Raw genomic sequence first — 19,925 nt, forward strand, 5'->3', positions numbered from 1 at the left:
TGGCCAGCCTCAGGCGTCGTCGCCCATCCGCAGCGCGGCGATGAACGCCTCCTGCGGGATGTTGACGTTGCCATATTCGCGCATCCGCTTCTTCCCCTCCTTCTGTTTTTCGAGGAGCTTCTTCTTGCGGGTCGCGTCGCCGCCATAGCATTTGGCGGTCACGTCCTTGCGCAGCGCGGCGATGGTTTCGCGGGCGATCACCTTGCCGCCGATCGCCGCCTGGATCGGAATCTTGAACATGTGGCGCGGGATCAGGTCCTTCAGCCGCTCGCACATGCCGCGTCCGCGCGCCTCGGCACTGCCGCGATGGACGATCATCGACAGCGCGTCGACCGGCTCGTTGTTGACGAGGATGCTCATCTTGACGAGGTCGCCGGGGCGGTGGCCGATCTGGTGATAGTCGAAGCTGGCATAGCCGCGCGAAATGCTCTTCAGCCGGTCGTAGAAGTCGAACACCACCTCGTTGAGCGGCAGTTCGTAGGTGATCTGCGCGCGGCCGCCCACGTAAGTGAGGTTCTTCTGGATGCCGCGGCGGTCCTGGCACAGCTTGAGGATCGCGCCGAGATATTCGTCGGGGACGTAGATCACCGCCTCGATCCACGGCTCCTCGATCTCCTCGATCCGGTTCGGGTCGGGCATGTCGGCGGGGTTGTGCAGCTCCATCTCGGTCGGGCCGCCTTCCTTCGACCGGGTGAGCTTGAGCTTGTAGACCACCGACGGCGCGGTGGTGATCAGGTCGAGGTCATATTCGCGGGTCAGCCGCTCCTGGATGATCTCGAGGTGCAGAAGGCCGAGGAAACCGCAGCGGAAGCCGAAGCCCAGCGCGGCGCTCGTCTCCATCTCGAAGCTGAACGACGCGTCGTTGAGGCGCAGCTTCTGGATGCTTTCGCGCAGCTTCTCGAAATCGTTGGCGTCGGTGGGGAAGAGGCCGCAGAAAACGACCGGCTGCACTTCCTTGAACCCCGCCAGCGGCGCCGCGGCGGGTTTCTTCGCGTCGGTGACGGTGTCGCCGACGCGCGCCTGCGCGACGTCCTTGATCTGCGCGGTGATGAAACCGATCTCGCCGGGACCGATCTCGGTCAGGTCCTGCCGCTTCGGGGTGAAGCAGCCGACGCGGTCGATCAGGTGGGTGGTGCCCGCCTGCATGAACTTGATCTGCTGGCCCTTCCTCAGCACGCCGTCGACGACGCGGACGAGGATGACGACGCCCAGATAGGGGTCGTACCAGCTGTCGACGAGCATTGCGACCAGCGGCGCGGCGGGGTCGCCCTTCGGCGGGGGAATCTTCGCGACGATCGCCTCGAGCGCGTCCTCGATGCCGATCCCCGATTTGGCGCTGGCGAGCACCGCGTCGTCGGCGGGCAGCCCGATGATGTCCTCGATCTCCGCCTTCACCTTGTCGACGTCGGCGGCGGGCAGGTCGATCTTGTTGATGACCGGGACGATCTCGTGATCATGCTCGATCGACTGGTAGACGTTGGCGAGCGTCTGCGCCTCCACCCCCTGCGCCGCATCGACGACGAGCAGCGCGCCCTCGCAGGCGGCGAGCGACCGCGACACCTCATAGGCGAAATCGACGTGGCCCGGCGTGTCCATCAGGTTGAGCTGATAGGTTTCGCCGTCGTGGGCCTTGTACGACAGGCGCACGGTCTGCGCCTTGATGGTGATGCCGCGTTCCTTCTCGATGTCCATATTGTCGAGCACCTGCGCCGACATCTCGCGCTCGGTGAGGCCGCCGGTGAACTGGATCAGCCGGTCGGCGAGCGTCGACTTGCCATGGTCGATGTGCGCGATGATCGAGAAGTTGCGGATATGCGAAAGGGGCGTTGTCATGGCGCCGCCCGTTAGCAGGGGTTGAGGGCGCTGTCAGCAGGCGTGACGGCGGGAGGCCGGCATAGCAGGGTAATATAGGAAAGGCGGCTTTTACGGGCCGTCGTCCGGCGGGGATCATCCGGCCAGCCAGCGCGCGCAATCGTCACGCACCCGCGCGTCCTTATCGCGCAGTCCGCGTTCGAGCACCGCCGCCCTGCCCCCGCCCTCCTTCACCGCCGCCAGTGCGGCGAGCGCGGTGGCGCGGACGCGGGGGACGGGGTGTGCGGCGGCGAAATGGTCGGCGATGTCCTTGCCCTCGTCGGTCAGGTGGACCGCGCAGCGCAGCAGCATCTCCGCCGCGGTAATCGTCGGGCGGCGGGCGATGGTGCCGCTTTCGAGATCGACGATATACTGGTCGCGCCACGGAACGGCTTCGCCCTCGTCCATGATGTTGAGGCTGACCGACAGCCGTTCGGGCGGGAGCTGGCTGTGGATGTCGCGGTGGGCGCGGTAGAGCATCATCGTGCCTTCGCTCAGGCTGCTGCGCTCGACGAAGCGCAGGTTCAGCGGCTCACCAAGGCGGCCGTCGACGGCCTCCGCGTCATAATCATAATAGTCGCTGATATAGCCCGGCCCCCAATAGCCGACAGTCAGGAACGAGAAATTATGGTCGTGCGGCAGGCCGTAGGCGAAGGCGGCGGCGCCGCTGGCGGCATAGGCGGCGTCGCGCTCGGCCGGCCACATGTTGGCGCGGATGAAATAGCCGCAGCGGCTGCGATGGAGCAGGAAGACCTGCGCCGAATAGCGGTTCGCCTCGAGTTGGTCGCGGTAGCTCGCCTTGAGTTCGGCGACCACGCGATCGGCAAGGAAATCGCGGTTGTTCGCCAAACCCGCGAGAAGCACCGCGCAGCGGGCGAGGCTGTCCTCGTCACCGAGATCGACGCCGGCCTCGTCGAGGCGCGCCGCCACCTCCTCCAGATCATATTCGGGCGCGGCGGGCGGGACGATCGGGCGCGGCATGATATTCTCCTGCTCGCCTCCCGCTTCCGGGAGGAGTTGGGGCTGGGCTTTCCGCGGCGCACCGACCCACCCCGCTGCGGCTAGCGAACAAGTTCGCGAGCCTCGCTGCCCCTCCCGCTTGCGGGAGGGGATGGATAGAGTGCCAGCGTCGCGGCGGCAGCGGCACGGACCTCCGGGTGCGGGTCGGCGGCGGCCATGCGCGCGAGCGGCGCGCGCGGGGCGTCGGGGTCGAGCGCGATCAGTTCGCGCATCGCGTTCCAGCGCGCGGCGAAATCCTCGCTGGCGGCTTCGGCGGCGAAGAGCGGCGCGGCGTCGGTGCGGTGCATCGCACGAAGCAGCGCGAGCGCCATCTGGCGAAAGCTGCTGTCGCGGCGCGAGGCGGAGACATGAGCGAGCCGGCCGCTCGCGACGTCATAGGCGCGGATCGGCAGGGGCGACGGCGGCTGGATCGCAAGCTGGAGCATCAGCACGTCACCGCTGCCGCCGCTGAGGCCGAAGGTCTCGCGCGCCGAATCGAGCCGGATCGTCTCCCCCGCGCGCAACGGCCGCGGGTCGGTGCTACGGCAAGGACTCGCTCCGGCGGCGGTGAAGGCGCCCGCTTCCTCTGCGGCGCTGACCGCGACGCGGTGGAAGCGGAGCATCGCGCCGCCGTCCGCGAGGATGCGCGTCACCGAACGGCCGGGGACGAACAGCGCGGTCGGCGCCCCTTCGTGCGCGGCGGCATCGAAGGAGCGGAGCAGCAGCGTCAGCCGGATCGCGCCCGCTTCGGCGAGCAGCAGCCCGCCGAGCGCGCCGCCGCCGACCGGGCGCAGCGGCGGGCGCGCGAAAGCGTCGGCGGCAAGCAGGCCCAGCGCCTCGCCGAGGCGCGCGCGCAGCCAGTCGATGTCGGCAAGCCACGGGGCCAGCGCCGCGATCGCGGCTTCGGGCGTCGCTGCCTCCTGCGCCCGCATCGCCGCGAGCAGGCCGTCCGGGGCGAGGTCGCCCGCGCGCCACGCCGCGTCGAGTGCGCTCGCGGCGGCGTGGCGGCGCCGGCGGCGCGCTTCGTCGCGGCGCGGGAAATGATCGTGCCGCGAGCGCGGCATCGTGCCGTGGTCCATGCGGAAAGGGCGCGCGGCGGCGCGGGAAAGACGGCGCCGCCGCGCGCAGGCGCTCAGTCGTAGATGATCAGGACGACGGTGACGGTGACTTCGAACACCGACGATCCGGGCGTCGATTGCATCGGCGCCAGCGATCCGAACAGCCCGACGGCGGTGTCGAGCAGCGGGATGCTGTCGATGTCGATGGCCTCTACCCCCATATGTCCCTCCCTGTTGCAGGCGGCGCGTCTGCCGCACGACAAGGCTTAGGAAACCGGGCCGCGGGAGCCAGTTAACTTATTTTAAGGTAGCGTTTTACGGCGCCGCGGCGATCCACAGCGACAGGCCCGGCGGCGGCGCGGCAGGCGGCGCGTCGGCGGGGTGGCGCACGGCATCGGCGCGCGCGCGGTCGAGGATGGCGGACGGAACCGCCGGGTCGTGAAAGACATGGTCGGCCTCGCCCAGCAGGCGCGCCGCGCGCAGCGTCAGCTCGTCGGGATCGGCGCCGGTCAGGCGAATGGTTTCGAGCCGCGGCGCAGCGGCGGCCTGCGGCACCGCGAGCCACGCCTCGACCCGATCCGCCGCATCGGCATCGAGCGGGTCGAGCGCGCCGCCCGGCGCCAGCGCGGCGTCGATCGCGCGGCGGCGGTCGGCGGCGGCGGGCCAGCGCGCCTTCATCGCGCCGCGCGCGGCGTGGAGCGCAGCCGCGAGCGCGCCAAGACGCGCGGGGAGCAGCGCCTCGATACGCTGGCGCACCGCCTTGGCGAGACCCGCCGAAGCGCCGCCGGTGCCGACCGCGATGGTGACCGGCGCGCGGTCGACGATCGCGGGGGTGGTGAAGTCGCACAGATCGGGACGGTCGACGACATTGACGAGCAGGCCGCGGGCGCGAAGGTCGGCGGCAACAGTTTCGGCGCCTTCTTCGAGCGCAACGAAAGCGATCGTCGCGCCCGCTTCCCAAGCCGGGACGACCCGACCCCCGGCGCGCGCGATCAGCCGCGCCTTGGCATCGGCCGCCTCGCCTTCCCCGACCAGCACGACCGTGCGGCCGGAAAGGTTCAGGAAGATGGGGAGCTGGCGCATGGGGGACTATCTAGCAAATCCTCCCCCGCAGGGGGAGGGGGACCACCGAAGGTGGTGGAGGGGCAGGTGCGACCAAATATTTCCTCTCGACAGCAAGGCAGACCGCCTGTGCCCCTCCACCATGCTGCGCATGATCCCCCTCCCCGTTTCGGGGAGGATCAGTCGATCCAGTCCGGCACGCGCTCGGCGGCCATGATCGTCCCTGCGGCGATGCGGTCGGCGACGACGATGTAGCGGTCGCCGTCCACCAGCACCTCGGGCACGAGGCTGCGGCTGTTGTAGGTCGAGGCCATCGTCGCGCCATAGGCGCCGGCGGTGCGGAAGACGGCGAGGTCGCCCGCCTCCACCGCGTCGACCAACCGGTCGCGCGCGAAGGTGTCGCCGGTCTCGCACACCGGGCCGACGATCGACGCGGTCATCTTGTCCCCGGTCGGCTTCACCGCGACGAAATCATGATACGCATCGTAGAGCGCCGGGCGTGCAAGGTCGTTCATCGCGGCATCGACGATCACGAAGGGATTGGTCGCGCCGGGCTTGACCCACAGCACCTCGGTCAGCAGCACGCCGGTGTTGCCCGCAATCACGCGGCCGGGCTCGAACAGCAGGGTGACGTCCCAGTCCTTGGTTACGCGCGCGACCATCGCGCCATATTCGGCCGGGCTCGGCGGATTGTCGTCGGGGCGATAGGGCACGCCGAGACCGCCGCCGAGGTCGACGTGGGTGATGCTGTGCCCCGCCGCGCGCAGGTCGGCAACAAGGCGGCCGGCGCGCTCGAACGCCGCTTCGAGCGGGTCGAGGCTGGTGAGCTGGCTGCCGATGTGGAGCGCGATACCGCGCATCTGAAGCCCCGGAAGGCCCGCGAGTCGGCCGAATATCTCCGGCGCGACGTCGATGCCGACGCCGAACTTGTTCTCGGCCTTGCCGGTCGAAATCTTGGCGTGGGTGCCGGCGTCGACGTCGGGGTTGACGCGCAGCACCGCGCGCGCGGTCATTTCCTTCGCCAGCGCGATCTGGGCCAGCGCGACGCCTTCGGCTTCATGCTCGATGTTGAACTGGCCGATCCCGCGGTCGAGCCCGAGCGCCAGCTCGGCGCGCGTCTTGCCGACGCCCGAAAAGACGATGTCCTCCGCCGCCATGCCCGCGGCGATCGCGCGTTCGAGCTCGCCGCCCGACACGACGTCGGCGCCATAGCCCTGCCGCGCGAGGACGCGCAGCACGCCGAGGTTGGGGTTGCACTTGATCGCGAAGGCGATGTGCTTCTTCGGCACGTCCTTCAACGCGTCGCGGAACACCTGCGCATGGCGCTCGAGCGTCGCGCGCGAATAGACATAGACGGGGGTGCCGATCTCCTCGGCGATGCGCGGCAGGGGAATGTCCTCGGCGTGGAGGACGCCGTCACGATATTGAAAATGGTCCATCTGGAAGATCCTTGGGTAGCTTCCCTTCCCCGTTCGCATCGAGCGAAGTCGAGATGCCCCCGACGAACGGCCCGAGGCCGATGGGTGTCTCGACTTCGCTCGACACGAACGGACTGCAAGGGAAGATTCTGAACTCAGCCCGGGGGCGGAAGGTCGAAATCGTCGGGTTCGCGTTGTTCGGAGCGTTTGAGAAGTTCGTCGCTGCGCGCGGGTTTGGCCTGCGCGTCAGGCGTCGTCAGCTCCTGCGTGGTGGGCGCCCGCGTCGCCCCGACCGGCAGGGCGGCGGGCGGCTGGCCGGCGACCGGCTTCAAATCTTCCTTCTTGCCGCACGCGCCAAGCGCCGCGGCAAGCGCGACGCCGGCCAGTGCGGCCGCGATGATGGAACGCTGTGCCGTCATCCTAATCCTCCAGCGCGGCGCGGGCGGCCGCGACGGCTTCTCTTACCCGCTCGGGCGCGGTGCCGCCATAGCTGGCGCGGCTGGCGACCGACGCCTCGACGGTGAGCGCAGCGAGCGCCGCCGGGGTCACCGCGGCATGGATCGTCGCCGCTTCGTCGGCCGGCAACGCCGAAAGCTCAACGCCGAGCTCCTCGGATCGTTTCACGCAGGCGCCAACGATATGGTGCGCTTCGCGGAACGGCACCCCCGCCTCGCGCACCAGCCAGTCGGCGAGGTCGGTCGCGGTCGAGAAGCCCGAGGCGGCGAGCGCGCGCATCCGGTCGGTGCGGAAGGCGAGCGTTTCGACCATGCCGGTCATCGCCGCAAGCGACAGCGCGAGCGCGTCGAAGGCGCCGAACACCGTCTCCTTGTCGTCCTGAAGGTCCTTCGAATAGGTGAGCGGCAGCCCCTTGACGATCACCGCGAGCCGCTGGAAGGCGCCGAGCAGCATCCCGGCGCGGCCGCGCACCAGTTCGGCGGCGTCGGGGTTGCGCTTTTGCGGCATGATCGAACTGCCGGTCGACCAGGCGTCGGGCAAGGACACGAAGCCGAAGGGCTGGCTCGCCCAGATCACCACCTCCTCCGCAAGGCGCGACAGGTGGATCGCGGCGATCGAGGCGGCGGCGCAATATTCGAGCGCGAAGTCGCGGTCGGACACCGCGTCGATGCTGTTCGCCATCGGCCGATCGAAGCCGAGCGCGGCTGCGGTGGCATGGCGATCGACCGGGAAGCCGGTGCCCGCGAGCGCGGCGGCGCCGAGCGGCGATTCGTTGAGCCGCGCGCGCGCGTCGGCAAAACGGCCCCGGTCGCGGCCGAACATCGCGACATAGGCGAGCAGATGGTGGCCGAGCGTCACCGGCTGCGCGACCTGCAAATGGGTGAAGCCGGGCATGATGCTGTCGGCATGCTCGTCGGCGCGGGCGAGCAGCGCGGCCTGAAGCGCCTTCAGTCCCGCGTCGATACGGTCGCAGGCGGTACGGACCCACAGGCGGAAATCGGTCGCGACCTGATCGTTGCGCGAGCGCGCGGTGTGGAGGCGCCCTGCGGGCTCGCCGACCAGCTCCTTCAGCCGCGATTCGACGGTCATGTGGATATCCTCGAGCGCGAGGTCGACCGGCACGCCGCCCGCCGCGAATTCCCCGGCGATCTGGGCGAGCCCGGCGTCGATCGTCGCGGCGTCGGCGGCGGCGATGATCCCCTGCGCGCCCAGCATCGCGGCGTGCGCACGGCTCGCGGCGATGTCTTCTTCCCACAAGCGTTTGTCGACGGGGATCGAAGCGTTTATCTCTTGCATGACCGCGGCGGGTCCGCCACCGAAGCGGCCACCCCACATGCTGCTCTTATCGGGAGAATCCGCCATTCGCCGCGTCCCAGATCCGAAAACCGTGCTGATCGCCCTGCTGCTCGCGGGGGCGGTCGCGGGCTGCGATAGGGAAAAGCCCGGCGCGGAGCAAGCGGCGACGCCGCAAGCAAATGTTTCGGCAGGCGAAGCGGCGGCGGGCGCCGCGCACTTCGTGCATCAGGTCGATCGCGGCCAGGCGGGCAAGGCGGCGCCGACCGCGACCTTCCGCGGTCCCGACGACGCGCCGGTGACGCTGGCGGCGTTCCGCGGGCGTCCGCTGCTCGTCAACCTGTGGGCGACGTGGTGTGCGCCGTGCGTCGCCGAGATGCCGACGCTCGACGCGCTGGCCGCGGAGCGCGGCGACCGGCTGGCCGTAATCGCGGTCGCGCAAGACCTGCAGGGCGCAGAGATCGTCGCCCCCTGGTTCCAGAAGGCGAAGCTGAACGCACTGCAACCCTATGTCGACCCGCAGAACGGCCTGCTCGACGCGGCGGGCAGCGCGCTGCCGACCTCGATCCTCTATGACGCGCAGGGGCGCGAGCTGTGGCGGGTGATCGGCGCGATCGACTGGCAGGGCCAGGAAGCGAAGGCGCTGCTGGCCGAGGGCGGGGTGTGAAACGGGATCATCCGGGTTTGAATAAGCCGGGCGCTCCCGCGTAGGCGGGAGCCCAGGGCGGATGAAGCCAAGGCCGGCGCCATGCCGCTCTGGGTCCCCGCCTGCGCGGGGACACACCTTCCACGGATTAGACCGATTTGCGTCATTGCGAGCGAAGCGAAGCAATCCGGGGGAGGGGGGCACCGCGCACTCTGGATTGCCGCGCGGCTTCGCCGCTCGCAGGTGACGAAAAGCCCGTCAGCCCGGATGCGCCTCGTCGCCGACGGTCGATTTCAGCAGGCCGCGGAACACCTCCATCGCGGTCCGCCGACCCTGCGTCACGTCGGACACGTCGCGCGCGATCGGCATTGCGATGCCGTGGCGGTCGGCGAGCGCCATGACGGTCGGCGCGCTCTTCACACCCTCTGCGACCATGTGCATGTCGGCGATGATCGCGTCGATCGGCCGCCCCTTGCCCAGTTCGACGCCGACATGGCGGTTGCGCGACAGCGGGCTGGTGCAGGTGGCGATCAGGTCGCCCATGCCGGTGAGGCCGGCGAAGGTTTCCGCCCGCCCGCCGATCGCGACACCCAGCCGCGTGATCTCCGCCAGCCCGCGCGTCATCAGCCCGGCGCGGGTATTGTCGCCCGCCCCCAGCCCGTCGCCCATGCCGACCGCGATCGCGACGATATTCTTGAGCACCCCGCCCAGTTCGCAGCCCAGCAGGTCGGTGTTGGTGTAGACGCGGAACAGACCCGAATGGAAAACGGGCTGGAGCGCGCGGACGACGATCTCGTCCGCCATCGACAGGACGCTCGCCGCCGCCTGCCCGCTCATGATCTCGCGCGCCAGATTGGGACCGGTGAGGACGCCGACCGGGTGACCGGGCAGCACCTCCTCGATCAGCTCGGTCATCCGCTTGCCCGACGCGAGTTCGAGCCCCTTGGTCAGGCTGATCACCGGCACCCACGGGCGCAAATGCCGGCGCGCCTCCTCCAGCACCGCGCGGAAGCTGTGCGAGGGAACGCCCATCACCAGCACGTCGGCGCCCGCCACCGCCTCGCCCAGATCGGCGGTGGCGCGGAGCGCCGGGGGCAGCTTGATGCCGGGAAGATATTTGCGATTCTCGCGATCGCGGTTGATGCCGTCGACCGTTTCGGCGTCGCGCGCCCACAGGGTGATCGGCGCGTTGCGCGACACCAGCGACGCGACCGTCGTCCCCCAGCTTCCCCCGCCGAGCAGCCCCACCTTCAGGCGCATGTGCCTCTCCCCTCCCCTGTTCGGGAAGAGAGTGGCGCGCGTTTCAGGGCTTGGCAAGAAACTCCCGCATCACCGCGGCGGTCGCCTTGGGATCCTCGACCATCGGGACATGACCGACATGCTCGAAGACATGGCTGCGGCTGCCCGCGATGCCGCGTTCGAGTTCGGCGACGCAGCTCACGTCGATCAGCCGGTCGTGGCGGCCCCAGATGATGAGCGTCGGCACCTTCACCTCGCCGAGGCGGTCGTTGAGCGGATGGTCGCGCATCTCGGTCGCGATCACCCAGAAGGCGGCGTCGAGCTGGTCGCGGTAGCGGAGCGCGTCGGCGTAGAGGACAGGCTTGAGCCGCCGGGGGATATGGGGCGGCTTGTGGACGACCATCGCCACCAGCCGGTCGGCGTCCTCCAGACTGGCGAGAACGAGCGGGTTGTAATCTTCGTTCGCGGCCTGTTTCTGAAGGTCGCTCTCGTTCGTGCCGTTGACCCCGGCATTGTCGAGCAGGATCAGGCTGGCGAGCGCGTCGGGATAGTCGAGCGCATAGCGCAGCGCGATCCACCCGCCCATGCTGTTGCCCGCGATATGCGGTCGCTCCAGGCCCAGCGCATCGGCGAAGGCCTTCAACCGCGCGGTCTGCGCCGCGATGTCGTAGGCGAGCGCCGGGTTGCGCTCATTCTCTCCGAAGCCCGGCAGGTCGGGCGCGACGACATGATAGTCGCGCGTCAGATAGGGCGCGAGGAACGACCAATTGTCCTTGTCCCCCGAAAAGCCGTGGACGAGCAGCAGCGTCGGCTTCGCCGGGTCGCCCCCCTCCAGATAGGGCCAGGCACGGCCCTCGACGGTGACGCTTTTCTGCACCGTGCCGCCGCGGCGTCGCAGCAGCCAGCGGCCGAGCGCGACGAGGCGGCCGGGAAAGAGGAAATAGAGCAGCGCCAGCGCGATCAGCGGTGCGAAGACGAGGATGAGAAGGATTTTCATGGCGTCTCCTTGGCCCCTGCCGGGCGGGGAAAGGGCTTATCGAGCCCCCACATGCGCGTCGAACCAGCCGATCAACTCGTCGAGCACCGCGTCGCGTTCGGGCTCGTTATAGATTTCGTGGAACAGGCCGGGATAGATTTTCAGCAGCTTGTCCGCCGACGACACATGATCGAACAGATAGCGCGAGCCTTCGGGTGCGGCGAGGCTGTCGGCGTCGCCGTGCTGGAACAGGATCGGCAGCGCGATCCGGGCGGCGCCCGCCTGCGCGGCCGCCATCGCGTCCATCAGTTCCTTGCCGAGCCGCGCGCCGATCTTGCCGGTGTAGACGAGCGGATCGGCGAGATAGGCGGCCACCACCACCGGATCGCGGCTGACGCCGTTCGCGTCGAGCGCCAGCACGCCGAGGCGCGGAAAGAAACGCGACAGGAAGCGGCTGAGCGCGACCGTGACGCGCGACGGCGGCGCGGCGGGCATGATCGCGGGGCCGGAGAGCGCGGCGGCGGCGAACGCGTCCTGCCGCTCGATCAGGAACAGCGTCGCGATCAGCCCGCCCATGCTGTGGCCGAGGAGCAGGCGCGGCACGCCCGGATGCTCTGCCTCGACGCGCGCCAGCAGTTCGGTCATGCCGTCGAGATAGGCGGAGAAGCGCGGCACGAAACCGCCCTCGCCGTCCGACCGGCCGTGGCCCCAGTGATCGACGGCCTCGACCGCATAGCCGGCGGCGTTCAGCCGCCGCGCGACATGCTCGTAACGTCCCGCATGCTCGGCATAGCCGTGGGCGAGCAGCACGACCGCCTTCGGCGGTGCGGCGGGCAGCCAGTCGGTGACGTGCAGCCGGGCGCCCGCCGCCGCGGACGCCGCCGGCAGCGTCACCGCCGCCATGTCAGCGCACCGGCTGCTTGAGCGCCGAGGCGCGATGGCCGGGACCGTCGTCGCCGCTCTTGTCGATCCGCGCGAGGATCGCATCGAGCGCGCGGCTGATCGCGGTCTGGGTGCGCACCATCTCGATCTTCGGCCAGGCGGCGCGCTGGCCGGTGTCGATCAGTTCGTCGATCTCTGCCTGGTCGAGGTCGCTCAATATCTTGGTCGGCGACCAGAATTTGGGCGGGCGGATGATGTTGATGTCGCCGGTATATTCCTGATTGATCACCGAACGCGCCATGTTGGCGAGGCTGTTGAGCGGCGGCAGCAGTTCGAGCGGCTTCTGGAAGATCACCATATTGGCGTTGAGCCACGCCTTGAAGGTCATCATCGACGCGTGCTGGATCGCCTCGATCGGCGCCATCTGCTTGCGCGTGTCGGTCGCAAAGGGCAGCGCGAGCGGGTTCGCCTGGCTGACGATATGGTGGTTGACGCCATAGAGGCGTTCGAGCCGCTTGGTCGGAATATCGTGCGTCACCGACCCGTCGACCCAGCGCCGGTCGGGCTGATAGGGCACGCGCTCGCCCCGGTCGTCGCGCGCCATCAGCGTCACCGGCGGAAACACCCCCGGCACCGCGCACGAGGCGAGCACCGCCTCGCGGATCAGCACGTTGGGCGCGGTGATCGCGTTGAGCAGGCGGCCGTTCTGATGTTTCTCGGCCGGCGCGACCGAGACGTTGAGGTGACGGCCGCTGATCTCGAACGCCTGCTGGAAGGTCAGGTCGGGGATCAGTGCGGCGAGCCGGTCGCGCACCTCGTCGGCGGCCAGCCGGCGCAGTTCGGGGTCGCGGTCGGGGTTGGCGAGGCTGTCGCCTTCCAGGAAGGGCCCGATCTCCGCATCCTTGCGCGTGCAGATGATCGCGGCGACGATCGAGCCGCCGCTCGACCCGGCGAGGATGTTCGGCAGCACGCCCTCCGACCACAGCGCGCGCACGACGCCGACGTGGAAATAGAGGAAGGCGCCCGACCCCGACAGCAGCAGCGCCGAGCGGCCGTAGCAATGCTGAGCGCGGCGGAAGAAATCGCGCTTTTCGTCGCGCGGGATCGCGCGCGAGGCGGCGATCCGGTCGAGCGCGGACACGACAGCGGCGATATAATCCTCGATCAGCCGCTTCGTGCCGAAGCGCGATTTCTGATAGAGGCGTTCGTGCCCCATGCCGTCGATGTTGCCGTGGATGCCCTCGTTGAGGACGAAGAGCAGCCCTTTTACGTCGTTCGCCGCCGACAGCGCCTGCAGCCTTTCGAGCCGGGCGCGGATCGCGCGATAGTCGAAATTGCCGCTTTCGTCGGCGTTGCGCCACGCCAGCGCCCCCGACTTGCGGTCATGCTCCTGCGCGGCCTGCGACCATTGGCGATAATCGGCGGCGGTCGCGAGGTCACGGTCGGCACTGAGCGTCGGGGTAAAGAGCATATCTGGTCCTGCGTCGGCTATTTCTTGCGAGTCTTGCCGGTCGCGTTGCCTTTGGCAACCGATTTCGCCCGGCCTTTCGCGGGGGCCTTGGCCTTTGCCCTGGGCCGCGCCGGCGCCTTCGGCCTTGCCGTAGCGGCCTTCGGCTTCTCCGCCGCGGGCTCCGCCGCCATCAGTTCGGCGAAGCTGTCGTCGATGCATTGGCGGAAGAAGGCGATGTCGGGCAGAATCGCGCGTTCGGAGATGATCGAGAAGGCGATGCGGCCGTTGTAGCTCGGCGTCGCGATGAACAGCCCCATGTTGTTGGCGAGCGGCGCGAGGCCGTGCTGCTGCACGAGCTGCGCCCCGGCGAGATAGAGCGGCACCTGCGCGCCGGGGACGTTCGAGATGAACAGGTTGGTGCCGCGCACCGCGAAGCGCTCGCTGGTCACGATGCGCGCGACCGCCGCCATCGTCGCGCCGGGGATATGCTGCGACAGGTCGGTCATCAGTCGCGCGCTGACCCCGGCCTTCGCCTCCTTCGCCTCAACCGTATAGTCGCGGATCGCGGCGAGCCGTTCGAGCGGATCGGCGATGTCGGTTCGCACCGGAACGCTCATCGCCGAAACCTGGTTGCCCGGGGTCGAGGCCTTTCCCGCCGCCTTCTCCTTGCCGCGCAGGTTGATCGGCGCGACCGCGACGAGGCTTTCCTTCGGCAGTTCGCCGTGCCGGTCCAGATATTTGCGAAGCGCGCCGCCGACGGTCGCGATGACGACGTCGTTGACCGTCGCGCCGGGCACCTTGCGGCGCACCGCCCCGACATCGGCGAGCGCGACGGTGGTGCCGTCGAACATCTTGTGCGGGCCGACCGCGACGTTGAAGCGCGTTTCGGGGACGCCCGCGGCCATCCCGCCCTCGCTGATCGACTTGCGCGCCGAGGCCATGATCGCCGGTGACATCTTCATCAGCGCGTTCATGAACTTGACCGGCGATTGCAGCGATGCCGCCCACGCGCGCGCCGCCGCCTCCGCCCCCGACGGCGCCTGGCCGAGGTCCTCGACCGGCGGCGGCTCGGCGATCGCGGGGGTGCCCTTCGCGTCGATGTCGCTCATCGCGATGAAGGCGTGGGCGCCCGATGCGCCGTCGACCGCGGCATGATGGACGCGGTGCAGCATCGCGAAGCTGCCCTTCGGGATGCCGGGGATGCGGTCGAGCCCCTCGATCACGTAGATGTCCCAGAGCGGCCGGTTCATGTCCATCGGCTTCGAATGATAGCGCGCGACCGCGATGCAGAACTGGCGCCAGTCGCCGGGCTCGGGCAGGCGTGCGTGGCTGATGTGCGCTTCTATGTCGAAGTGCTCATCCTCGACCCAATAGGGATGGTCGAGGTCGAAGGGCAGCCGGTGCAGCCGGCGCTTGAACAGCGGCGAGGTGTCGACGCGGGATTCGACGTGGCGGATGATGTCCTTGAATCGCACGAAGCCGCCCGGCGCGGTCGAGGGGTCGTAGATATAGACCCCCATGATATGCGTCAGATTGTTCGCGGTCTGCGTGTAGAGGAACTGGGCGTCCTGCGCGCTGAGTTGCTTAAGCATCACTTCCTCCTAAACCATCGTCATTGCGAGGAGCCGAAGGCGACGCGGCAATCCAGAGCCCGCGTAAACCGCTCTGGATGGCTTCGCTCCGCTCGCAATGACGAAGTTGAATAACCCACCGTCATTCTCCCGCAGCCGGCAGCCGGTCGGCGAGCGCCAGCGTCGCGAGGCGCATCGATTCCATGACGTTGGCGAGACCGCGCAGTTCCGCGAGCAGCGCGCGGCGCGCGCCGAGGCTGTCGGGGGTGGCGGGGCCAGCCAGTCCCATGTGGCGCATCAGCGAGAGGCCGTTGGCGAAAAGCAGCTTGCCGATCGCCGCCTGGCTGCTGATCCGGCGCAGCAGCCAGGCCTGCCGGCCTTCGGCGAGGGCGGTATCGATCAGCGCCTTTTCATCGACCGTGTCGCCCGGACGGGCGCGGGCGAGAATGTCGGAGACGACCGAATAGGCTTCGGCGAAAGGCAGCAGGATCGCGTGGCCGACCAGTGGCTGGCAGCGCCGGATGAGCTGCGCGACGCCGCGGTCGCCGTTCGCCAGCCGCTTCGCCCAGGCGGGGTCGATGCGCGCGAGTTCGGCCTCGATCGCGGCGCGATGCTCGTCGCGCGGCGGATAGAAGAATTCGAACTTGAACAGATCGCGCAGCCGGTCGACCCGGGCCCAGAAAGCCTCGGTCGAATCGCGGCTGTCGGCATCGCGGAGCTGGAACAGCGCCAGTTCGATCATCGCACGGTCGAGGAAGTGGTGCGCGATGATGTTGCGGTAATAGCTCGCCATCGGATGCCGGGCGGGGTCGATCGAATAGACATTCTCGCTCCCCGCCTCGTAGCGGGCAAGGAGGCCGCTGGCGACGAGCGTGTCGACGGTGGCCGAAAGCGCCGCCTCGTCGCCGGTTTCAAGCTCCTTGCTGAGGCGGATGCCGCGCGCCCGCGCCCAGGCGGTGACGGCGGCGATGCCCGCCAGCACCTCTCCGGCGGTCGCGCCGCGCGGTGCGGCGCCCAGCAGCATCAGGCACATCACCGATGTCACGGTCAGCGGCGTCACCCGGTTCGCCTCGACCGCGACAGCGAAGGCGATGGTCTCGAGCGCGCGCTTGTCGTCCGGCCCGGGCGCCGCGTCGATCACGATTGGATCGCCAAGGTCGATCCGGATACGGCCGGACGGCTGCTTCAGGCTTTTCAGATAGCCGAGGAACCAACTGAGCGATTCGGGCTTCTTGACGCGCCCGGCCTGTTCGGCGGCATATTCCTCGACGTCGCGGATCAGGTCGAAGCTGGTGACGAAGGGAACGAAATGGACGCCGCGCGTCCCCGTCGCATGCGCCGCGTCGAGGACATATTTCATCAGCCCATATTTGGGCGGCATCAGCTTGCCGAGCCGCGACCGCGTCCCCTCGAAAGCCCAGGACAGCGGGAAGCGCTTGGCGAGAAGCCACGCGATATAGTGGCGCAGGACCAGCTTGTAGACCGGCTGGTCCTGAAAACTGCGACGGATGAAGATGATCCCCGAGCGGCGGAAGAAGGTGCCCATCACCGCGAAGTCGAGGTTGGCGCCGCCGAAACTGTGGAGCATCGGCATGTCGTTTTCATAGGTCAGGCGGCTGGGCGTCGCGCCGTCGATATAGGTCTTGTGCGTGAACAGGATGCAGGTCGGATGTTCGCGCAGCACCGAGCGCAGCTTCGCCAGTTCGGCCGCGTCGACCTCCATTTCGGGCGCGTAGCCGCCGAACATCATGCGATCGAGCCGCGCGCGCAGATCGAGGAACAGCGCGCCGGGGGTGGCGATCACCTCCTTCATCAGCGGCCGTGCCTCGCGATAGAGGTCGGCGACGGGACGGCCGAGCTGCTGCGCGAGGTCGGCGAGCGCGGCGCGGAATTGCGGGCTGGTGCGCAGGCTGTCGGCGACGAAGCGCGGCACCTTGTAGCGGCTGCCGCGGATGCCGCGTTCGGCGACGTCGAGCGCGAGTCCCGCCTGCCGCGCGACGAAGCCCGCGAACTCGGCGCCGCCCGATTCGCACCCGTCGCCGCCGCCGGTCTGCGACAGAAAACGCGCCTGGAGCGCGCCCTGCGTCGCCGCCTCGCCGACCAGTATCTGCGCGCGGCGCCGGTCGCGCCACAGGATGAAGCGCGCGCGCAGCGGCCCCGGCTGGCGCGGGTCGCCGAAGATCAGATGGCGGAATTTGAGCGCGCGGTCGCGGTCGAAGCCGGGGATGCGCCACGCGACGCGCAGCGGCACCACCTCGCGCGCCGGACCGCCTGCCAGCCCGGCGCGAAGGGGATCGAGGTCGAGCGCCTCGTCGCCGTCGGCGATCGCCAGACTGACCCAGCGCGGCGCGCCTTCGCCCCCCAGATCCCCGGCGGTCGCGTGGACCCAGTCGAGCAGGATGCGCCGCTCCACCCGGTTGCGGGCATCGATGATATAGAGGCGGTCGGCCGCCGAGGCCTGCGAAGCGACGGGCGCGCGGGGCGTTCCGTCGGCCACGGCCTCACCCCTCTCCCATCATTGCGAGAAGCGCGGCGCCGAAACAATCTCCGGTTCGCAAAGACGATCCAGGTCCGACGGCTGGAGATGGCTTCGCTACGCTCGCAATGACGAGGTGATTCATGCCCTAGGCTGTCCTTCCCTTTCGAGGGGAGGATTTCTTCGTTGTCGGCTTTTTCCTTGGTGCCACCTTCTTCGCGGCTGCGACCTTGCGCGCGTTCTTCTTCGGCGGCGTCGCCTCTGCCGCCCCGCCTTCTTCCTCCTCATCCTGCCCCAGCGTGCGCAGGAACAGGTTGCGGACGTCGCGGACATGTGCGTTCAGCGTCTTGACGCTCCACTTCGACGTATCGACCGGCGGCAGCACGGTGACGCGCACCGTCGCGGGGCGCATCACGAACTCGTTCTTGGGCGCGACGTCGGTGGCGTTGTGGATGACGATCGGGACGATCGGCACCCCCGCCTGCATCGCGAGGTGAAAGGCGCCCTTCTTGAACGCGCCGAGCTTCGGGGTCAGCGTGCGCGTGCCCTCCGGCGCGATGCAGATCGACTTGCCCTCGATCCGGATCGCGTCGACCAGCGGCTCCATCGCCTTGATCGCGCTCTTGCCGTCGGCGCGGTCGACGAAGACGGTGCCGCCCCATTCCATCAGCTTCCCCAATATGGGGATATCCTTGATCTCCTTCTTTCCCACTCCGCCCATGTCGCGGCGGATGAGCTTGGCGAGGATCATCACGTCCGCCTTGCTCTGGTGATTGAAGATGAAGACGCAGGGTCGCGCCGACCAGAGGTGTTTTTCGTCCTCCACCTCCAGCTCGACGCCGGTGATCGCGGTCGCGAAATCGCCGAACAGGCCGATCGAGAAATTCGCCGCCTCGCGCTGCGAACGGGTCAGCGCCCAGATCGGCAATCCCGCGGCGAAGGCGCCGACGAGCGAGCCGGTCGCATAGAGGGTGCGGGTATAATCGACCCACGACGGCGTGCCGCGGCTGGCGAAGCGCTGGACCGGCCAGCCGCGCTCCTCGGCGATCGCCTTGAGCTTGAGGTTCGGGTTGAGCGGACGCGGCTTGCCGACGCGTTCGAGCAGTTCGATGTCGTCGTCGCTGTCCGAATAGAAATAGCTCCGGTCGAGATCGAGGCCATATTCGGCGGCCAGTTCCTCGGCCGCCAGCACCTTGCCCTCGCCGAAGCACAGCGGGCGGATGATCTCACCGGTGAAGACCCCGTCCTCTATCTCGTAGGACGAGCATTTGATGTCCGCGATGCCAAGGTCGCGCGCGGTCGGCGCGATCTGGTAGATGGTCGCCGACGAGACGATCGCGACGCGGTGCCCCTTCGCCTGATGCGCCTCGATGATCGCGCGGGTTTCGGGATAGATCTTGCGCGCGATATGCTTCTTGTAGAGCTCTTCGCCGAATTCGACGAAGCTGTCCTCGTCGACCCCCTTCATGAACCTGGCGGCGGCCGACATCACGCCCGAAAAGCCGATGTTGCCGAGGCTGTGCTGCGCGATGACGTTCGCGGTCTCGGCGATCTCCTCGACCGACATCTCGCGGCGCTGGAACTTCTCGCGCAGCATCGCGGTCGCCGAATAGCCGGCGATGATCGTTCCGTCGAAATCGAAGAGCGCGGCGATATGCGGTCCGGGTTCGGACGCGAGGACTTCTTCCAAATGCGGCTGCGGCCTCGGCACGCGCATCTCCCCCACCAGCGGCTGTCGCGCCGCCTTTCGTCGCACGATGACAGCAAAGACGGGGTTAATCAATGCGCCCGATTCGCCGCTCTGACGAAAGCCGGGACGAGGGTCAGGGACGGAGCGCCGCCGCTTCGCGCGCGAGCGCCTCGACCCGTGCGGGGTCGAGCGGGCCCGGCGGCACGACCCAGCTGCCGCCGACGCACGGCACCGGGTCGAGCGCCAGCCATTCGGGCGCGCTCGCGGCGGTGATGCCGCCGGTCGGGCAGAAGCGCGCCATACCGAAGGGCGCGGCGAGCGCCTTCAGCGCCGGGATGCCGCCGCTGGTCGCGGCGGGGAAGAATTTGAAATGCGACAGGCCGAGGTCGAGCCCGCGCATGATATCGCCCGCACTCGCCACGCCGGGGAGGAAGGGAATGCCGCTCGCGACCGCCGCCCGGCCGAGCGGTTCGGTGAGGCCGGGCGAGACGATAAATTCGGCGCCGACACCGATCGCGCCGGCCAGCATCGCAGGGTCGAGCACGGTGCCCGCGCCGACGACCGCGCCCTTCACCGCCTTCATCGCGGTGAGCGCGTCGAGCGCCGCGGGGGTGCGCAGCGTCACCTCGAGCGCCGGCAGGCCGCCGGCGACGAGCGCCTCGGCCAGCGGCACGGCGTCCGCGACCCGGTCGATGACGATCACCGGGATGACGGGGGCGAGCCGCATGATCTGCGCGATGCTGCGATCGGTCATTTCAATCTCCGTTCGCCCTGAGCTTGTCGAAGGGCCGTTCTTTCTGGACCCGTTAAAGAAAAGAGCGGTCCTTCGACAAGCTCAGGACAAACGGGGTTTTGGAA

At 68.9% G+C, this 19,925-nt stretch carries 17 protein-coding genes; 1 reads left to right on the top strand and 16 read right to left on the bottom strand.

The features are described from left to right. Nucleotides 1–9: 9 nt before the first annotated feature. The 8 genes from lepA to argH form a co-directional block, all read right to left on the bottom strand. The gene (lepA, locus tag C3E99_RS12455) at nucleotides 10–1,833 is read right to left on the bottom strand and encodes a translation elongation factor 4 (RefSeq protein WP_076076743.1); all 1,824 of its coding nucleotides are present in this window, start codon (nucleotides 1,831–1,833) and stop codon (nucleotides 10–12) included. Between the two features lie 114 nt (nucleotides 1,834–1,947). Then, entirely contained in the window at nucleotides 1,948–2,832 is an 885-nt protein-coding gene (locus tag C3E99_RS12460) for a hypothetical protein (protein WP_076076746.1), read from the bottom strand. A gap of 80 nt (nucleotides 2,833–2,912) precedes the next feature. Continuing rightward, nucleotides 2,913–3,929, bottom strand: a complete 1,017-nt coding sequence (locus C3E99_RS12465; protein WP_104959843.1) for a hypothetical protein — start codon at nucleotides 3,927–3,929, stop codon at nucleotides 2,913–2,915. 53 nt (nucleotides 3,930–3,982) lie between these two features. Next, entirely contained in the window at nucleotides 3,983–4,129 is a 147-nt protein-coding gene (locus tag C3E99_RS19780; RefSeq protein WP_156483142.1) for a hypothetical protein, read from the bottom strand. 94 nt (nucleotides 4,130–4,223) lie between these two features. Then, entirely contained in the window at nucleotides 4,224–4,991 is a 768-nt protein-coding gene (locus C3E99_RS12470; protein ID WP_076076751.1) for a precorrin-2 dehydrogenase/sirohydrochlorin ferrochelatase family protein, read from the bottom strand. A gap of 158 nt (nucleotides 4,992–5,149) precedes the next feature. Continuing rightward, nucleotides 5,150–6,409: a diaminopimelate decarboxylase gene (gene lysA, locus C3E99_RS12475; protein WP_067111813.1), complete on the bottom strand. Its 1,260-nt coding sequence runs from the start codon at nucleotides 6,407–6,409 to the stop codon at nucleotides 5,150–5,152. 134 nt (nucleotides 6,410–6,543) lie between these two features. Further along, the gene (locus C3E99_RS12485; protein WP_067111811.1) at nucleotides 6,544–6,807 is read right to left on the bottom strand and encodes a hypothetical protein; all 264 of its coding nucleotides are present in this window, start codon (nucleotides 6,805–6,807) and stop codon (nucleotides 6,544–6,546) included. A gap of 1 nt (nucleotide 6,808) precedes the next feature. Further along, the gene (gene argH, locus C3E99_RS12490) at nucleotides 6,809–8,179 is read right to left on the bottom strand and encodes an argininosuccinate lyase (RefSeq protein ID WP_067111807.1); all 1,371 of its coding nucleotides are present in this window, start codon (nucleotides 8,177–8,179) and stop codon (nucleotides 6,809–6,811) included. Between the two features lie 58 nt (nucleotides 8,180–8,237). Between argH and C3E99_RS12495 the strand changes: the two genes are divergently transcribed. Next, a complete protein-coding gene (locus C3E99_RS12495) occupies nucleotides 8,238–8,804 on the top strand; it encodes a TlpA family protein disulfide reductase (protein ID WP_076078106.1) in 567 nt (188 codons plus the stop codon). Between the two features lie 237 nt (nucleotides 8,805–9,041). Here C3E99_RS12495 and C3E99_RS12500 read toward each other — a convergent pair whose 3' ends face one another. The 8 genes from C3E99_RS12500 to eda all read right to left on the bottom strand — a co-directional run bounded on the left by C3E99_RS12500 (nucleotide 9,042) and on the right by eda (nucleotide 19,821). Then, nucleotides 9,042–10,043, bottom strand: coding sequence for an NAD(P)H-dependent glycerol-3-phosphate dehydrogenase (locus C3E99_RS12500; protein WP_067185864.1), 1,002 nt, complete (start codon nucleotides 10,041–10,043; stop codon nucleotides 9,042–9,044). A 43-nt stretch (nucleotides 10,044–10,086) separates the two neighbouring features. Beyond that, nucleotides 10,087–11,019, bottom strand: a complete 933-nt coding sequence (locus C3E99_RS12505; RefSeq protein WP_104959844.1) for an alpha/beta fold hydrolase — start codon at nucleotides 11,017–11,019, stop codon at nucleotides 10,087–10,089. Nucleotides 11,020–11,055: 36 nt separating this feature from the next. After that, nucleotides 11,056–11,901, bottom strand: a complete 846-nt coding sequence (locus tag C3E99_RS12510; RefSeq protein WP_104959845.1) for an alpha/beta hydrolase — start codon at nucleotides 11,899–11,901, stop codon at nucleotides 11,056–11,058. A 1-nt stretch (nucleotide 11,902) separates the two neighbouring features. Further along, nucleotides 11,903–13,351, bottom strand: a complete 1,449-nt coding sequence (locus tag C3E99_RS12515; RefSeq protein WP_076076759.1) for a DUF3336 domain-containing protein — start codon at nucleotides 13,349–13,351, stop codon at nucleotides 11,903–11,905. Between the two features lie 17 nt (nucleotides 13,352–13,368). Next, the gene (locus C3E99_RS12520) at nucleotides 13,369–14,922 is read right to left on the bottom strand and encodes a wax ester/triacylglycerol synthase family O-acyltransferase (RefSeq protein ID WP_104959846.1); all 1,554 of its coding nucleotides are present in this window, start codon (nucleotides 14,920–14,922) and stop codon (nucleotides 13,369–13,371) included. Between the two features lie 121 nt (nucleotides 14,923–15,043). Continuing rightward, nucleotides 15,044–17,398 carry a glycerol-3-phosphate 1-O-acyltransferase gene (locus C3E99_RS12525; RefSeq protein WP_076076761.1) on the bottom strand — a complete coding sequence of 785 codons (2,355 nt, stop codon included), beginning with the start codon at nucleotides 17,396–17,398 and terminating at the stop codon, nucleotides 15,044–15,046. A gap of 127 nt (nucleotides 17,399–17,525) precedes the next feature. Beyond that, nucleotides 17,526–19,094, bottom strand: coding sequence for an HAD-IB family hydrolase (locus C3E99_RS12530; protein ID WP_104959847.1), 1,569 nt, complete (start codon nucleotides 19,092–19,094; stop codon nucleotides 17,526–17,528). A 106-nt stretch (nucleotides 19,095–19,200) separates the two neighbouring features. Continuing rightward, nucleotides 19,201–19,821: a bifunctional 4-hydroxy-2-oxoglutarate aldolase/2-dehydro-3-deoxy-phosphogluconate aldolase gene (gene eda, locus C3E99_RS12535; protein ID WP_104959848.1), complete on the bottom strand. Its 621-nt coding sequence runs from the start codon at nucleotides 19,819–19,821 to the stop codon at nucleotides 19,201–19,203. Nucleotides 19,822–19,925 lie beyond the last annotated feature (104 nt).

This window comes from Sphingopyxis sp. MG (assembly GCF_002953155.1).
GTDB lineage: Bacteria > Pseudomonadota > Alphaproteobacteria > Sphingomonadales > Sphingomonadaceae > Sphingopyxis > Sphingopyxis granuli.

Coding starts and splice junctions, on each gene's coding strand:
- C3E99_RS19780 (WP_156483142.1), bottom strand. CDS start 4,129: ATGGGGGTAGAGGCCATCGACATCGACAGCATCCCGCTGCTCGACACC.
- C3E99_RS12485 (WP_067111811.1), bottom strand. CDS start 6,807: ATGACGGCACAGCGTTCCATCATCGCGGCCGCACTGGCCGGCGTCGCG.
- C3E99_RS12515 (WP_076076759.1), bottom strand. CDS start 13,351: ATGCTCTTTACCCCGACGCTCAGTGCCGACCGTGACCTCGCGACCGCC.
- C3E99_RS12465 (WP_104959843.1), bottom strand. CDS start 3,929: ATGGACCACGGCACGATGCCGCGCTCGCGGCACGATCATTTCCCGCGC.
- C3E99_RS12460 (WP_076076746.1), bottom strand. CDS start 2,832: ATGCCGCGCCCGATCGTCCCGCCCGCCGCGCCCGAATATGATCTGGAG.
- C3E99_RS12470 (WP_076076751.1), bottom strand. CDS start 4,991: ATGCGCCAGCTCCCCATCTTCCTGAACCTTTCCGGCCGCACGGTCGTG.
- C3E99_RS12505 (WP_104959844.1), bottom strand. CDS start 11,019: ATGAAAATCCTTCTCATCCTCGTCTTCGCACCGCTGATCGCGCTGGCG.
- C3E99_RS12520 (WP_104959846.1), bottom strand. CDS start 14,922: ATGCTTAAGCAACTCAGCGCGCAGGACGCCCAGTTCCTCTACACGCAG.
- C3E99_RS12500 (WP_067185864.1), bottom strand. CDS start 10,043: ATGCGCCTGAAGGTGGGGCTGCTCGGCGGGGGAAGCTGGGGGACGACG.
- C3E99_RS12510 (WP_104959845.1), bottom strand. CDS start 11,901: ATGGCGGCGGTGACGCTGCCGGCGGCGTCCGCGGCGGCGGGCGCCCGG.
- C3E99_RS12530 (WP_104959847.1), bottom strand. CDS start 19,094: ATGCGCGTGCCGAGGCCGCAGCCGCATTTGGAAGAAGTCCTCGCGTCC.
- lepA (WP_076076743.1), bottom strand. CDS start 1,833: ATGACAACGCCCCTTTCGCATATCCGCAACTTCTCGATCATCGCGCAC.
- eda (WP_104959848.1), bottom strand. CDS start 19,821: ATGACCGATCGCAGCATCGCGCAGATCATGCGGCTCGCCCCCGTCATC.
- lysA (WP_067111813.1), bottom strand. CDS start 6,409: ATGGACCATTTTCAATATCGTGACGGCGTCCTCCACGCCGAGGACATT.
- argH (WP_067111807.1), bottom strand. CDS start 8,179: ATGTGGGGTGGCCGCTTCGGTGGCGGACCCGCCGCGGTCATGCAAGAG.